The organism is Aeromonas sp. S9(2024) (assembly GCF_041403185.1).
GTDB classification, from domain to species: domain Bacteria; phylum Pseudomonadota; class Gammaproteobacteria; order Enterobacterales; family Aeromonadaceae; genus Aeromonas; species Aeromonas enteropelogenes.
On sequence record NZ_JBGLRE010000014.1, the window covers coordinates 21,147 to 36,691 of the forward strand.

Sequence of the window (15,545 nt, forward strand, 5' to 3'; positions counted from 1 at the left end):
AAAGCCGGTCAAATTATACCCTTGAGGGCAGCTATTGCAATATGACAAAAATCCTTATTTTTTGCGGCTTTCAGCGCTAAATTCAGGTTATGTACATATCAAAAGGAATGGATGTTTTATTACTACAAAAAGCGTAAAAATCACGATTCCGACACGCCAAAATAGCCCAATATACGGTCCAAATCGGACAAGTTCTCGTAACTAATTACTAACTTTCCGCTATCCCGCTTGCCAGGCTGAAGTTGTACCTGATTACCAATTTTTTCCGCCAGCTGGCGTTCCAGGTAGCCAAACTGGGGATCGCGTGCCGTTTCCACCCTGACTTTTTCCGGCTCCAACGCCTTTTTCACCAGTTTCTCGGTATCTCGCACGGTCAACCCTTTCTGGGCAACCAGCTTGGCCAGCTCGGACTGAGCCTGGCCGCTCAGGGCCAGCAGGGCACGGGCATGGCCCATGTCGAGATCGCCGTGTTCGACGAAGCGCTTCACGTCATCGTTGAGCTGGTTGAGGCGCAGCAGGTTGGTGACCGTGGTGCGAGACTTGCCTACCGCCTCGGCCACCTGCTGGTGGGTGAGTTCGAACTCGGTCAGCAGCCGCTGCAGGGCGACAGCCTCTTCGATGGCATTGAGATCTTCGCGCTGGATGTTCTCGATGAGGGCGATGGCCACCGCCGACTCGTCGGGCACATCCTTGACGATACAGGGAACTACTTCGAGACGGGCCAGTTGGGAGGCACGCCAGCGTCGTTCCCCGGCGATGATTTCGAAAGACTTTTCGGCGACAGGGCGCACCACGATGGGCTGGATCACCCCCTGGGCGCGGATGGAATTGGCCAGCTCTTCCAGTGCATCCTGCGACATATCCTTACGCGGCTGGTACTTGCCGGAGTGCAACCACTCCACCGGCAGCTTGCGCAGCTCCCCCTGGTTGGCGGGGGCCATGGCCTGCTCGGTGCGCTGATCGCTCATCACCTGTTTCTGGCGGGCAGCCGTGCTGGTACTGAGCAGGGCATCCAGCCCCTTGCCCAGACCACGTTTTTTCAGAGTCATATGCTCTCTCGGTCTGCGATGGTCGCCTGACGCTCCTGTTCCTGGCGGCGCAGTATCTCGCCGGCCAGCGCCAGGTAGGCCTTGGCGCCCACCGATGATTTGTCATAGTGCATGGCCGGGGCACCGAAGCTCGGCGCCTCTGCCAGTCTTACGTTGCGGGGGATGATGGTGCGGTAGACCCGGTCACCGAAATGCTGTTTTAGCTGATCGGACACATCATTGGCCAGCCGGTTGCGGTGATCGAACATGGTGCGCAGCACCCCTTCGATCTTGAGATCCGGATTGACCACGGCCGCCAGCTTGCTGATGGTATCGACCAGGGCGGTAAGCCCTTCCAGCGCGTAATATTCGCACTGCATGGGCACCAGCACCGAGTCGGCGGCCGCCATGGCGTTCACCGTCAGCATGTTGAGAGAGGGCGGACAGTCGATGAAGACGTAGTCGTACTTGTCCCGTACCGAGGCCAGCGCGTTGCGCAGGCGGATTTCGCGGGCAAAGAACTCCATCAGACGGATTTCGGCCGCCGTGACGTCGGCGTTGGCGGCGATCAGGTGATAGCCCCCTGTGGTTTCGGGGATGATCACCTCGCCGATGGGGGCATCTTCGATCAGCAGCTCATAGGCGGTGCGCTCGACATCGTACTTGTCGACGCCACTGCCCATGGTGGCATTGCCCTGCGGATCCAGATCGATCACCAGCACCTTGCGCCGGGTGGCAGCCATGGAGGCGGCCAGGTTCACACAAGTGGTGGTTTTACCCACCCCACCCTTCTGGTTGGCTATGGCGATGACTTTTCCCACACGATCCCCTAATTGATACTGCGACCCTATTCGGGCTGGATATGTTTGAATTCCAGCAGGTGACGTTCCCCTTCCAGTTCCGGCACCCGCAACTCGTGACAGGCTACCAGACGGATATTGGCAGGCAACTGGGCCAGCTCCTGTTCGGGATATTGTCCCTTGAGGGCCAGGAAGCAGCCCTGTGCTGACGGCAGATGGTGACACCAGCTCAGCATGTCTTCCAGCGAGGCGAAGGCCCGGCTGAGCACACCGTCAAATCCCTGTTCGGGTTGATACTCTTCCACCCGGGATTTGACTGGCGTGACGTTGGTCAACCCCAGCTCCAGAATGACCTGGCGGATGAAGTTGATCCGCTTGCCCAGACTGTCGAGCAGCACGAACTGCTTGTCCGGATTGATGATCGCCAGCGGCAGGCCAGGCAAGCCGGGGCCAGTGCCCACGTCGATGAAGCGTTCCCCGTGCAAGTGGGGACTCACCACCAGGCTGTCGAGAATATGCTTGACCAGCATGGCGTCCGGATCACGCACCGAGGTGAGATTGTAAGCCTTGTTCCACTTGTGCAGCAACTCGACCAGCTGCACCAATTGGCTCTTTTGGGTATCGGTGATAACAATTCCGGCCTGCATGAGCAGGCCGTTCAATCTTTCCAACATGGGATTCCTCAGGCGGTTTTACGCAGCAGGCCGTGTTTTTTCAGGTGAACCAGCAGAATGGAGATGGCTGCCGGGGTGATCCCCGAGATGCGGGAGGCCTGACCAATGGTCTGTGGCTTGGCATCGTTCAGCTTGGTTTTCACCTCGTTGGAGAGGCCGTTTACATCGCGGTAGTCGAGATCCAGCGGCAGCAGGGTGTTCTCGTTGCGCAGCTGCTTCTCCACCTCGTCGTGCTGGCGCTCGATGTAACCGGCGTACTTGATCTGGATCTCCACCTGCTCGGCGGCAGCCGGATCGGCGATGGCCGGACCGACCCCGTCGATGGCCATCAGGGCATCGTAGGTTACCTCGGGACGACGCAGCAGCTCTTCCAGGCTCTGCTCGCGAGTCAGCGGGGTGTTGACCAGGGCGTTGACCGCCTCCAGAGACGGATGTTGCGGGTGGATCCAGGTCGAGCGCATGCGCTGACGCTCCAGCTCCACCTGTTCCATCTTGGCGTTGAACTTGCTCCAGCGCTCGTCGTCGACCAGACCCAGTTCACGACCGATGGTGGTCAGACGGATATCGGCGTTATCTTCCCGCAGCAGCAGGCGATATTCGGCACGGCTGGTGAACATGCGATAGGGTTCGCGGGTGCCCAGGGTGGAGAGATCGTCCATCATCACGCCCATGTAGGCCTGATCCCGGCGCGGATGCCAGGGATCCTTGTCCTGGGCACGCAGGGCGGCGTTCAGACCGGCCATCAGGCCCTGGGCTGCCGCCTCTTCGTAACCGGTCGTCCCGTTGATCTGGCCGGCGAAGAACAGGTTGGGGATGCATTTGCTCTCCATGTTCGCCTTGAGATCCCGCGGATCGAAGAAATCGTACTCGATGGCATAGCCGGGGCGAGTGATGTGGGCGTTCTCGAAGCCACGGATCGAACGGACGATCTGCACCTGCACGTCGAATGGCAGGCTGGTGGAGATCCCGTTCGGATAGAGTTCATGGGTAGTCAGGCCTTCCGGCTCGACGAAAATCTGGTGCGCGGTCTTGTCAGCGAACCGGGTGATCTTGTCCTCAATGGAGGGACAGTAACGGGGGCCTATCCCTTCGATCACTCCGGCGTACATGGGGCTGCGATCCAGATTGTTGCGGATCACGTCGTGGGTACGCTCGTTGGTGTGGGTTACGTAGCAGGGGACCTGGCGCGGATGCTGGCTGGCATCTCCGATGAAGGAGAACACAGGACGCGGATCGTCACCGTGCTGCGCCTGCATCACGGAAAAATCGACGCTACGGGCATCGATGCGAGGCGGCGTGCCGGTCTTGAGGCGATCGATGCGCAGCGGCATTTCACGCAGGCGCTGGGCCAATGCGATCGAGGGAGGATCCCCGGCGCGACCACCCTTGTAGTTTTCCATCCCGATGTGGATCAAACCGTTCAGGAAGGTACCGACGGTCAGTACCACTGTCTTGCCACTGATGCGGATCCCGCTCTGGGTCACCACACCTGCGACGCGATCCCCGTCCATGATCAGATCGTCACAGGCCTGCTGGAAGATCTTCAGGTTAGGGTAGTTCTCCAGCATCTGGCGCACGACCGCCTTGTAGAGCAGACGATCCGCCTGGGCGCGCGTGGCGCGTACCGCCGGGCCCTTGGAAGAGTTGAGGGTGCGGAACTGGATCCCGCCAAGATCGATGGCACGCGCCATGATCCCGCCGAGTGCGTCAACTTCCTTGACCAGGTGTCCCTTGCCGATCCCGCCGATCGCCGGATTGCAGGACATGTGCCCCAGCGTATCGATATTGTGGGTGAGCAGCAGGGTATTCATGCCCATGCGGGCCGCCGCTGTTGCTGCTTCTGTTCCGGCATGACCGCCACCGACGACGATCACATCAAATTGTTCATGGTATTGCATTGGGATCACCTTGATCTGCACGCCTGAAGATCTTTCTCTGCCTGGGCTAAAAGGGCGGATCATTCTATCTGTTTAGCGTCCTGAGGGGAACGTCTACTTAACGTTCAGTATGAAGGGAGGATCTGCTTATTAGATCTTAAGGATCTTTAGATCGATCTTTTACTGGATCTTTTATTAGGATCCGCCGCTTCTGTTGATAAGCACTTTTTGATCATAAAGATCATTCAGTTAAGAACGATCCATGACTGTGGAAAAGCTTGGATCCTACCCCTTTAAACCCGGGGACAACCCTTGTGTTTATACACAACACCAGGTGGGTCTGGATCTAATTCATAGGATAACTATAGGTTTTACAGAGGTTAAATCTGTAGTTATTCACAAAACTGACGGTTGCTGTGGGTAACCTTGTAGAACAACTTATCCGGATCCGGCTGTTAATAACCTGGTGGATAGCCGATCTGGGGATAAGTCGGGAGATCGCATTTTTTTGCGGATCTCCCGCTCCTGATCAGGCGATCATCGCCATCCACTCCCGGATCCACATTTCCGCCGCATCTTCCGGGATCTCGTGCTGGGTCACATCGATGTCGAGCCGCTCGCCGATCCGGCTGGCACCACACTCGCTCAGCAGATGATCCAGCGTCTTGCCGCCTTGGCAGAAAGTGTCATAACTGCTGTCACCCAGCGCGATCACGCCATACCTGAGGTTATCGAGATCCGGACGCTGCTCGGCAAGATCCCTGGCGAAAGGCTGCAGGTTGTCAGGCACATCACCGGCGCCGTGGGTTGAGGTGACCACCAGCAGGATCTCCTCTGGTTCGCCCAGCACCTCGGCCAGTCGGGCCGGGTTGTGGATCCTGGTCTGATGGCCCGCCTGTTCCAGCAGGCTGGCAACGTGGTCTGCGACATATTCGGCGGCGCCCAGCATGGAGCCGACGACGATATTGAGTTTGGCCATGGAATGGATCCTGATTTCAGACAAGAAAGGAAGAGACGGATTCTACCGCCAAAGGGTGTGGATAAATATGGATAAAGCTTGGGGATAATGGATCCACCCAGAACGGCGATCTGGATCCGGGGGCTTTGGGCCCTGTTCTGCTTCCTTATATGCCTCTCTTTACGGGGCGCTCCTGATGACTCCTTCTGGCGGCGAGATCGGCTGGCAAGGCGCCCACAAGAAGCTAATGCGGATGGTAATGATTGCTAATAACTATATCGATTGAGCTGTTTCCTGTAGTAGGATTGCGCTGCTTTATTCACCCACGGAACAGGGTGATGTCGCTAAAAACGACCAAAAATAACAATTAAAACAACATAACTCATTGATATACGAGACTTAATATGATTGCGCAAAAAAACACTACAGGACTCTGCAGAAAGAGAGGGCTGGGTATGCTCTCGCTGTCCGGCCTGCTGGCCTCTCTGCCTGTGATGGCCGAACAGACTCCCGCCGAGCTGCCCAAGGCCAGTGAAACCATGGTGGTCACAGGGACCGCCATGAAGGTGGAAGTGCCCATGGCCGAGACGCCTCGCGCCGTCTCAGTGGTTAACCGTGAAGAGCTGGACCAGCACGCCGTGCTGAAGCTGGACGAGGCGCTGCGCTATCGCTCCGGCGTGCTCTCCCAGTCTTATGGTGCCGATACCGATGCCGACTGGTTCAAGGTGCGCGGCTTCGATGCAGCCTCTTATCTCGATGGCAACCGTCTGTTCAGCACCGGCTACTATGTCTGGACGCCGGAACCGTTCGGTCTGGAGAGTGTGGAAGTGCTGAAAGGCCCGGCCTCGATCCTCTACGGCGAGGCGCCTCCCGGCGGGGTGATCAATGCCATCAGCAAGCGACCGACTGCTACTCCCCAGGGGCAGGTGGATCTTCAGCTGGGCAACCGGGATCACCGACAAATCGGGGTGGATGTCTCCGATACGCTGACCGACAACAGCCGCTATCGCATGGTCGCCCTCTATAGCGAACGGGACGGCGTGCTGAACGGCAGTTACAACGATCGCGTCTATCTGGCGCCGATCGTCACCCTGGATATCTCGGATCGCACCAGCCTGACCCTGCTGGCCAGCTTCAAGCACGACGAAGGGATACCCACCAACGGCTTCTTCCCGGTCTACGGTACCCTCAATACCTCGGGTGGCCAGATCGATCCCGCTACCAACCTGAGTCAGCCGGATTACGATCGCAACCGCAACACCCAGATCTCCGCCGGCTACGAGCTGGCCCACCAGCTCAACCAGACCTGGGAGTTCAAGCAGAACGTCCGCTTCAACTACAACGATCTGCTGCTGCGCCAGACCTATATCTTCCCCACCTATGAAGGTACCACTGCCTACCGTGGCCTGGTTTACCGCGATGGCGATACCAAGAGCGCTACCATGGACAACCAGATGGTGGGCTACTGGAACACGGATCGTACCGAGCAGACCTTGCTGCTGGGGGTGGATCTCCAGCGCCATGTCAACGAAGGGGTCGAGGCCGACAACTACGGCATGGGATCCATCAACACCTTCCACCCTGATTACAGCGGCTTCCCCGGGTTTGACGAGTCTACCGCCACCCACCAGAAGAGCACCAAGGGCCAGAGCGGCTTCTATGCCCAGCACCAGATCCGCTGGGATGATCGCTGGTTGCTGACCGCCGGTGGCCGTTTCGACTATGTGGAGACCCACAACACCAACGCGACCAAGGACGAGAAGCAGTATGACCACGAGCTCTCCCTCTCCGGCAGCCTGATGTACCTGGCCGATAACGGCCTCTCTCCCTACGTGGCCTATGCCGAGTCGTTCGAGGTGTTGCCGGGGATCGATCCCAATACCAGAAGCTCCTACAAGCCGCTCGAGGGCAAGCTCTACGAAACCGGCATCAAGTATGCGCCTGCCTTCCTCGACGGTTACATCAACCTGGCCCTGTTCGATCTGGCGCAGACCAATTCGCTTGTCTCTACAGGATCCGGCCAGCAGACCCAGGCGGGTGAAGTCACCTCCCGTGGCGTCGAGCTGGAGGGAAGCGTACAGGCCACCGACGCGCTGCGCCTGACCGCCGCCTACACCTATACCGATGCCAAGACCAACGACACCGGCAACGGCGATCGTCGTGCCAGCCTGATCCCGCGCCACATGGCCTCCTTCTGGGGTAACTACAAGGTGCAGCAGGGTGTGGCATCGGGTCTCGAGCTGGGTACCGGCGTGCGTTACGTCGGTTCCAGCGTCGGTATTGGTGCCGTGGATGCCGGTTACAACCCCATCTATGGCTCTGCCGAGGTGCCGGCTCATACCGTGTGGGATGCGATGATCGGGTATGACTTTGCCAAGAACTGGCGAGCCCAGATCAACGTCAACAACCTGCTGGGTGAAACCTATGTGGCCAGCTGTGACTACTACTGCTACTACGGCGAACCGCGCAGCGTAGTGGGCAGCATCAACTACCGCTGGTAATGAAGGCAGGGCGGGGGCCGAGGTTCCCGCCCTGTTTTTCCCGGCATCTTGTTTTGAGCATTCCCCTGAAATAGCGGTCCTTTATGGAACTTTTGTCTCTGGTTTACCGCCAATACCGTTGGCCCTTTCTCGCCATTGTTCTGCTCAGCTTGCTCAGTGCCGTCAGCGGAATTGGCGTGATAGCCTTTATCAATCAATCTCTTATCGAATCAGTTGGTGAGCCGCTACCGGTACTCTGCCAGCTGATCGGCCTTATTCTGTTGCTGCTGGTGATCACCCTCGGCTCCCAGCTGGCCCTGACCACCCTTGGTCATCATTTTGTCTACCGGCTGCGCGGCCGTCTGCTCAAGCAGCTGCTGGATACCGATGTCGGCCGCATCCGCCAGATAGGGCAGGGGCCATTACTCGCCTCTCTCTCCAGCGACATCGGCCAGATCACCATCGCCTTCGTGCGCCTGCCGGAGCTGGTGCAGGGGCTGGTGCTCACCTTGGGATCGGCCATTTACCTGGGCTGGCTGTCGCCGGCCCTGCTCGGCGTCACCACCCTCTGGGTCACCGTCACCATGGTGGTGGGTTGGCTGCTGGTCAACCGGGTCTATCGCCACCTCTCCCGCATGCGTCAGGCTGAGGATCGGCTCTATCAGAACTACCAGGCGATCATCGCCGGCAGCAAGGAGCTGGCGCTCAACCGTGAACGGGCCCATTTCGTCTACCACCAGCTTTATCTGCAGAATGCGCAGGATTACCGCCAGCAGATCATCCGTGCCGACACCTATCACCTGAGCGCGGTGAACTGGTCGAATATCATGATGCTGGGAGCCATCGGTCTGGTCTTCTTCCTGGCCAATGGCCTGGGCTGGGCCAACACCAATGTGGCCGCCACCTTTGCCCTGACTCTGTTGTTCCTGCGCACCCCCTTGTTGCAGGGGATTGGTGCGCTGCCGACCCTGCTTGCCGCCCAGGTGGCATTCGACAAGATTGGCGCTCTGGCGCTGGCCGAGCCGGAACCCGATTTCCCGCTGCCGCCTGCCACCCGCGCCTGGCGGCGCATCGAGCTGGAGCAGGTGAGCTTTCACTATCAGGGGGAGGGCGGCTTTGCCGTGGGCCCCATCGATCTCACCATCGAGAAGGGGGAGCAGATCTTCATCATCGGTGGCAACGGTTCCGGCAAATCGACTCTGGCCATGTTGCTGACTGGCCTCTATCAGCCTGTTTCTGGCCGGATCCTGCTGGATGGCGAGCCGGTTACCGATCGCAACGCCTATCTGGCGCTCTTCTCCGCCATCTTTACCGACTACCACCTGTTCCAGCACCTGCTGGGGCCGGAACCGAAGGACGCGCTGATCGCCGAGTGGCTGGAGCGGCTGCAGATGGACAGCAAGCTTGCCATCAAGGAGGACTTCATCTCCGATATCGACCTCTCCCAGGGTCAACGCAAGCGGGTTGCCCTGCTGCTGGCACTGGCGGAGCAGCGCGAGGTGATGCTGTTTGACGAGTGGGCAGCGGATCAGGATCCCCAGTTCCGCCGCATCTTCTATCAGGTGCTGTTGCCACGACTGAAGGAGATGGGCAAGACGGTGATCGCCATCAGCCACGACGATCACTACTTCTCCCTGGCGGATCGCCTGCTGGAGATGCGTCAGGGCCGGCTCAGCGAACTGACCGGTGAGCGGCGCGAGCAGGTGAGCCGGGATGCGGTCGCCCATCTGGATTGCGAGGTGCCGGCCTGATGCCGGCAGCGATGAGACTGGCCTTTGGCCAGCACAGGTAAAGCTTATGTTTGAGATGAAATCAGCCAGCTTTGCGGTCAATGACCGCACGCTGCTGCACCCCACCGATCTGCGCTTCGAGCAGGGGCAGGTCTATGGCCTCATCGGTCACAATGGTTCGGGCAAATCCACCCTGCTCAAGCTGCTGGCCCGCCAGCAGCCGCTCAGTGGTGGCGAGATCCGGTTCGATGACAAGCCGTTGCAGGCATGGGGCAATCGGGATTTTGCCCGCCAGGTGGCCTATCTGCCCCAGCATCTGCCGAGCGCCGAGAACCTGCTCGGCCGGGAGCTGGTGGAGATGGGGCGCTACCCCTGGCGCGGCCTGCTGGGCCGCATGGGAGAGGAAGATCGTCGCCAGGTGGACAGGGCCATCTCCCTCACCCATACCGAACGCTTTGCCGACCGACTGGTGGACACCCTATCCGGTGGCGAACGGGGGCGGGTCTGGCTGGCCATGCTGCTGGCCCAGGAGAGTCGCTTCATCCTGCTGGACGAGCCGCTGGCAGCGCTGGATGTTGCTCACCAGGTGGAGGTGCTGACCCTGGTCAAACAGCTCAGTCGTCAGCTCAACATCGGGGTCATCATCGTCATTCACGACATCAACATGGCCTCCCGTTTCTGCGATCGGCTGGTGGCGCTGCACTCCGGCCGCCTGCTGACCCACGGCGAGCCCGGGCAGATCATGACTCGCGAGACTCTGCACGCCATCTATGGCATCCCGATGGAGGTCATTCGCCACCCGGCCCATGACCACGCCATTGCCATCGTCTAACAGGGGGTCTCTCTTGAATCGTTTTTTGAAGATGGCTCCCTGCCTCGTCAGCCTGCTGCTGCCACATGCAGCGCTGGCCGAACCGCAAGCCGTTGCCACAGAGGTCGGCAGCGGGACGCCCCGTATCGCTACCGTCGACTGGACCATAGCCGAAACCCTGCTGGCGCTGGGGGTGACGCCGCTGGCAGTGGGGGATGTCAGCTCCTACCATGCCTGGGTCGGTGAACCCAGGCTACCTGTCGCAGTGGTAGACATAGGCCTGCGGGCCGAACCCAACCGCGAGCTGCTGGCCGAGCTGAAACCCGATCGCATCCTGATATCTCCACTGGCGGAGCCTTTGACCGCCACCTTGTCCCGCATCGCCCCCGTGCAGTCCATCGCCCTCTATGAACCCGGCAGCGATCTGTGGCAACGGTTGCACGAGGCGACCCTGACTGTGGCCGGATTGGTGAACAAAACCGCCGAGGCCAGGGAGCTGCTGGCCAGGCTGGATTCGGATCTGGCGCAGATGAAAGCCACTCTGCCCGCCGATATTCCCCCTCTGCTGGTGGTGCAGTTCATCGACGAGCGTCATGTGCGGGTATTTGGTCGCGACAGCCTGTTCGAGGCTGTGATGCAGCGGCTCGGGCTGCGCAATGCCTGGACCGGGCAGACCAATGCCTGGGGCTTTTCGGTGGCCAGCATCGAGCAGTTTTTAGCCTTCCCCGAGGCGCGGCTGGTGGTGGTCGACCCCATTCCCGTCGGGGTGAACGAGCGGCTGCAGGAACCCGGATTGTGGCAGCACCTGCCACTGGTCAAGCAGGCGCCCGTGCTGCATCTGCCCGCGGTGTGGAGTTTTGGTGGCGTCATCGCCGCCCGCCGTTTCGCCACCCTGCTCAGCGAGGCATTGCTGCAGGATGCCAGGGCCGGAGGAGAGCCAAGATGACGCGCCTTTTCCCGTTGCCGCTGCGGCGGCCCTCCCTGATCCTGCTGGGATTGACCCTCTTGCTGATTTGCTGGGAGTTGTCACGCCAGTTGCCTGCGTCACTCTGGTGGCAGAGCCTCTTCTCGCCCGAACTGGAGGATGCCCGCCAGGCTGTGGTCTATTTCAGCTGGCTGCCCCGTCTCGCCATCTGCCTGCTGGCCGGCTCCGCCCTTGGGTTGGCGGGTACCCTGATGCAGCAGGTGCTGCGCAATCCGCTTGCCTCGCCGACCACCCTAGGGGTCGCCTCCGGCGCTCAGCTGGCTCTGATGATGGTGACCCTGTTCGCCCCCTCCTGGTTGCTGCTGGGGCGGGAGTGGATCGCCATGGCTGGTGGCAGCCTCGCTATGGCGCTGGTGTTCGCCCTGGCCTGGCGCCGTCAGCTCAATCCCGTGGTCATCGTGTTTGCCGGTCTGGTGATCAACCTCTACTTGGCGGCCATCAGTATGGGGCTGCTGTTGTTCTTTCAGGAGGAGCTGAAAGGGTTGCTGGTGTGGGGCAGCGGCTCCCTGGTCCAGAACAGCTGGAGCGGGGTCAGCTATCTGCTGCCGCGGCTGCTGGTGGCCGGTGTGCTGGCCGCTGTGCTGGTGCGCCCGCTGGCGGTGCTGGAGCTGGATGATGCCAGTGCCCGCAACCTGGGGGTCTCCCTTCAGCATCTGCGCTTCGCCGGTCTGGGGTTGGCTGTCTTCATCACCGCCTGCGTGGTGAGCGTGGTGGGGTTGATCGGTTTTATCGGGCTGGCGGCCCCCGCCCTGGTGCGACTGCTGGGCATTCGGCGACTTACCCAGCGGCTGCTGTGGGCGCCTGTCCTGGGAGCCTTGCTGCTGACGGCCACCGATCTGCTGCTGCAGACCCTGAGCCGCTTCTGGCCCGTGCTGATCCCGACCGGCGCCATGACGGCGCTGCTGGGCGCACCACTGCTGCTCTGGCTGATCCCGCGCCTTGGCATCAAGTCTGACACGCCGAAGGCAAATGCCGCCCTGCTGGTGACCCGTCACCCGGCTCCGGCTCGTCTCATCGGCCTGCTGCTGCTCGGGTTGCTGGCAGCCATCCTGATCTCCCTGCTGTTCGGGCAGGGGATGCATGGCTGGAGCTGGCCAAGCTGGCTCAGATGGCAGGCCCAGCTGGAATGGCGACTGCCGCGTACCCTGGCGGCCGCTGCGGCCGGCGTGCTGCTGGCGCTGGCGGGCACTCTGCTGCAACGGGTCAGCAACAACCCCATGGCGAGCCCGGAGCTGCTGGGGGTGAGTGGTGGCACCTTTATGGGAGTGATAGGGACGGCGCTGCTGCTGCCCGCCTTGCCGCTGCCCATTATGCTGTTGGGAGGGCTGGTCGGCGCCTTCGGTTGCCTGTTGCTGCTGGTGGCGATCAACCGCAGACACGGCTTTCAGCCGGAGCGGATCCTGCTCTCCGGTATCGCCATCACGGCGCTGTTCGAGCCGCTGCAGGCCATCGCGCTCGCCAACGGCGACCTGCGGGTACAGCAGCTGCTCTCCTGGATGTCCGGTTCCACCTACTACGTCACCCTGCCAGTAGCATCCGCGCTGGTGGGCTTGGCGCTCCTGATGCTGGCGGCCTGCCTGCTGATCAGCCGCTGGCTCGATCTGATGCCGATGGGGGCGGCGGTAGCCACCGCGCTCGGCATTCGCCTGAGCTTGGCCCAGCTTGTCATCCTGCTGCTGGTGGCCGTGCTCACAGCCAGTGCCACTCTGGTGGTGGGGCCGCTCTCCTTCGTCGGTTTGCTGGCACCGCACATGGCCAAGCTGATGGGGCTGGTGCGGGCGCGCTGGCACCTGCTCGGCGCCGCCGGATCCGGAGCCCTCCTGATGGTATCGGCCGACTGGATCGGCCAGCAGATCCTGTTTCCGCAGGACGTACCGGTGGGCCTGGTCTCCACCATGTTAGGGGGCGCTTACTTCATGTGGTGCCTGCGCAGGATCTAGCCTGTGGTTTGAAAAATGAGTACAAATCGAACGTTGAGCGAGGGATAAAAATCACGGGGCTGAGTGATCGGCAAAGCGGAGAGGGAGGCATCATGCCTCCCTCTTCTTATTGGTTATCGTCCGGATGTCCGGATTGTGTTTTCCCTAGCGCCTCGATGACGTAGTCGAGGAAGTGGCCGACCAGGGCCGACTCGGCCCGGCGCTGGGTGTAGAGGGCGTAGAAGTTGGCCCCCTTGGGACGGTAGTCGGGCAGCACCTCGCGCACCCCCCCCTCGGCCAGCTCGGTCGCCACCAGATAGCGCGGCAGGCGGGCGATCCCCAGCCCCTGGCGCATCGCCTGGTGGGCAGCCTTCTTGCTGCTGAAGGCCAGCTCGCCCGCCACTTCCAGCGGGATCTCGCGCCCCTGGGCAAGCAGGGTCCAGCGCTCGTGGCGGCTGTACTCCTGGCAGCGGGTGATGAGGGGGTGCTGCTGCAGATCCTGCGGCTCGCTCAAGGGCGGGTGGTGGTCCAGGTAGTCGGCGCTGGCGCAGAGCACCAGATCGTCCACCGCGATGGGGCGCGCCAGATAGGGCTGGGTGCCAAGCTCGGTGCTGCGAAACGCCACGTGCAGGTTGTCGCGCAGCAGGTCGGCCGGGGTATTGCTGAAATCGGCGATGATCCGCACCTCGGGGTGGTCGGCGCGAAAGCGCAACAGCACAGGGGTCAGCACCACCTCGCCCCACAGATCCGGCGCCGTGATGCGCAGCTCCCCGCACAGTGCCGAGCGGCGGCGCTGCAGGCCGTCCAGCAGCTGCTCGTGCAGGGCGATCATCTGGTCGGCCTGGTGGTAGGCGAGCTCCCCCGCGTCGGTCAACTGCACCCGGCGGGTGGTGCGGCTCAGGAGCGTGTTGCCGAGGCTCTGCTCCAGGTGGCGCAGATCCTTGGACGCCTTGCTCGGGGTGATGCCGAGGTGGGCCGCCGCCGCGGCGAAGGATCCGCAGCGGACGATGGCGACCAGCAGGCGCATCAGGTAGAGGGTGTCGAGCTTGTGGTGACTCATGTGTGGCGGCCTATTGTGTCTTGCTGGGAATGAATGCCTTGCTTGTAAGCCTGATTATATCCTGAGTGCCCGGGATTATAGTGGCGACATTCCATTGCGATCCCGGGAGAGGGTGATGAACAAGGCACTTGGCGACAGCTTCCACTTCGAACGGGCCGGATTGCGGCTCAAGAACCGGGCCGTGCTGGCCCCTTTGACCCACAACATGAGCGGCGCCGACGGCGATCCCGGCCAGGCCGAGCTCGACTGGTTGGCGCGCTGCGCCCGGGGCGGTTTCGGCCTGCTCATCGCCGCCGCCACCCAGGTACAGCCCGGCGGACGCTGCTGGGCGGGGCAGCCGGCCCTGATGACCGACGCCCAGCAGCAGGCCTTCACGGCCCTGGCCGACAGTGCGCGGCAGGCCGGGGCGCTGGTGCAGCTGCATCACGGTGGGATGCGGGCCCTGCCCGAACTGAACGACGGGGCGCCGGTCGGACCGTGCGAGCTGGCACCGGGTGGGCGCTACCCCCTCGGGGTCAAGGGGCTGACGGAGGAGGGGATTCTTACGCTCATTGAAGCCTTCGTGCGCGCCGCCGAGCGGGCCCATGGCGCCGGCCTGCACGGGGTCGAGCTGCACGCCGCCCACAACTTCCTGCTCTGCAACTTCCTCAACCCCCTGCACAACCGGCGTACCGACCGCTGGGGTGGCAGCATCGCCAACCGGGCGCGGATCCTGGTGGAGATAGTGCGCGGCATCCGCGCCCGCCTGCCCCAGGGCTTCCTGGTCGGGGTGCGCCTCTCCCCCGAGAGCTATGCCCATATCCAGGGCATCGAGCTGCCCCATCAGCTGGCGGTGGCGCACCTGCTGGCGGATGAGGGGATCGACTACCTGCACTTCTCCATGGGGGACAGCTTCAAGGCGGTGGCGGGGGATCCCGACGGCGGCGCCCTGCTGGAGGCGGTGCGGGTCGGGTTGGCCGGGCGGGTGCCGCTCATGGTGGCGGGCAAGATCCACGACGCAGATTCGGCCGAGCTGGCTCTGGCCGGCGGCGCCGATCTGGTGGCGGTGGGCACGGCGGCCATCGGCAATCCGGACTGGATGGAACGGGTGAGCCGCGGCCTGCCGCTGCAGCGCGCCCCCTTCACGGCGGCGCAGCTCGCGGAGATCGGCTTCACTCCAAGCGCCCTCGACTACCTGGCCGGCATGGGGGTGCTTGCCCCGTGCGATGCGGCCTGAGGGGGGT

General features: G+C 61.9%; 12 protein-coding genes. 6 read left to right on the forward strand and 6 right to left on the reverse strand.

The features are described from left to right. Positions 1-140 precede the first annotated feature (140 nt). The 5 genes from ACB028_RS18620 to mioC all read right to left on the reverse strand — a co-directional run bounded on the left by ACB028_RS18620 (position 141) and on the right by mioC (position 5,358). Positions 141-1,049, reverse strand: coding sequence for a ParB/RepB/Spo0J family partition protein (locus ACB028_RS18620; RefSeq protein ID WP_354688683.1), 909 nt, complete (start codon positions 1,047-1,049; stop codon positions 141-143). Further along, on the reverse strand, positions 1,046-1,849 hold the full coding sequence (locus tag ACB028_RS18625; RefSeq protein ID WP_026455863.1) for a ParA family protein: 804 nt from the start codon (positions 1,847-1,849) through the stop codon (positions 1,046-1,048). Before ACB028_RS18625 ends, ACB028_RS18620 begins: the two co-directional genes overlap by 4 nt. 26 nt (positions 1,850-1,875) lie before the next feature. Continuing rightward, on the reverse strand, positions 1,876-2,502 hold the full coding sequence (rsmG, locus tag ACB028_RS18630) for a 16S rRNA (guanine(527)-N(7))-methyltransferase RsmG (RefSeq protein ID WP_026455864.1): 627 nt from the start codon (positions 2,500-2,502) through the stop codon (positions 1,876-1,878). An 8-nt stretch (positions 2,503-2,510) separates the two neighbouring features. Beyond that, positions 2,511-4,400: a tRNA uridine-5-carboxymethylaminomethyl(34) synthesis enzyme MnmG gene (gene mnmG, locus ACB028_RS18635; RefSeq protein WP_124239393.1), complete on the reverse strand. Its 1,890-nt coding sequence runs from the start codon at positions 4,398-4,400 to the stop codon at positions 2,511-2,513. Between the two features lie 508 nt (positions 4,401-4,908). Beyond that, positions 4,909-5,358 carry an FMN-binding protein MioC gene (gene mioC / locus ACB028_RS18640; protein WP_042025374.1) on the reverse strand — a complete coding sequence of 150 codons (450 nt, stop codon included), beginning with the start codon at positions 5,356-5,358 and terminating at the stop codon, positions 4,909-4,911. A gap of 383 nt (positions 5,359-5,741) precedes the next feature. Here mioC and ACB028_RS18645 point away from each other — a divergent pair, with 383 nt between their 5' ends. From ACB028_RS18645 to fhuB, 5 genes are all read left to right on the forward strand, one after another. Then, positions 5,742-7,838: a TonB-dependent siderophore receptor gene (locus ACB028_RS18645; RefSeq protein WP_371144920.1), complete on the forward strand. Its 2,097-nt coding sequence runs from the start codon at positions 5,742-5,744 to the stop codon at positions 7,836-7,838. Positions 7,839-7,921: 83 nt separating this feature from the next. Continuing rightward, positions 7,922-9,568 carry a multidrug ABC transporter permease/ATP-binding protein gene (locus tag ACB028_RS18650; RefSeq protein WP_371144921.1) on the forward strand — a complete coding sequence of 549 codons (1,647 nt, stop codon included), beginning with the start codon at positions 7,922-7,924 and terminating at the stop codon, positions 9,566-9,568. A gap of 46 nt (positions 9,569-9,614) precedes the next feature. Next, complete coding sequence (locus ACB028_RS18655; RefSeq protein ID WP_371144922.1) at positions 9,615-10,379, forward strand: ATP-binding cassette domain-containing protein; 765 nt, start codon at positions 9,615-9,617, stop codon at positions 10,377-10,379. A gap of 31 nt (positions 10,380-10,410) precedes the next feature. Next, positions 10,411-11,304: an ABC transporter substrate-binding protein gene (locus tag ACB028_RS18660; RefSeq protein ID WP_371144951.1), complete on the forward strand. Its 894-nt coding sequence runs from the start codon at positions 10,411-10,413 to the stop codon at positions 11,302-11,304. Further along, positions 11,301-13,283 carry a Fe(3+)-hydroxamate ABC transporter permease FhuB gene (gene fhuB / locus ACB028_RS18665; protein ID WP_371144923.1) on the forward strand — a complete coding sequence of 661 codons (1,983 nt, stop codon included), beginning with the start codon at positions 11,301-11,303 and terminating at the stop codon, positions 13,281-13,283. The genes ACB028_RS18660 and fhuB overlap by 4 nt, the downstream gene beginning before the upstream one ends. A gap of 106 nt (positions 13,284-13,389) precedes the next feature. Here fhuB and ACB028_RS18670 read toward each other — a convergent pair whose 3' ends face one another. Continuing rightward, complete coding sequence (locus ACB028_RS18670; protein WP_371144924.1) at positions 13,390-14,322, reverse strand: LysR family transcriptional regulator; 933 nt, start codon at positions 14,320-14,322, stop codon at positions 13,390-13,392. Between the two features lie 115 nt (positions 14,323-14,437). Between ACB028_RS18670 and ACB028_RS18675 the strand changes: the two genes are divergently transcribed. Beyond that, positions 14,438-15,538 (forward strand): NADH:flavin oxidoreductase, encoded by a 1,101-nt coding sequence (locus tag ACB028_RS18675; RefSeq protein WP_371144925.1) that lies wholly within the window; start codon positions 14,438-14,440, stop codon positions 15,536-15,538. Positions 15,539-15,545: the final 7 nt, after the last annotated feature.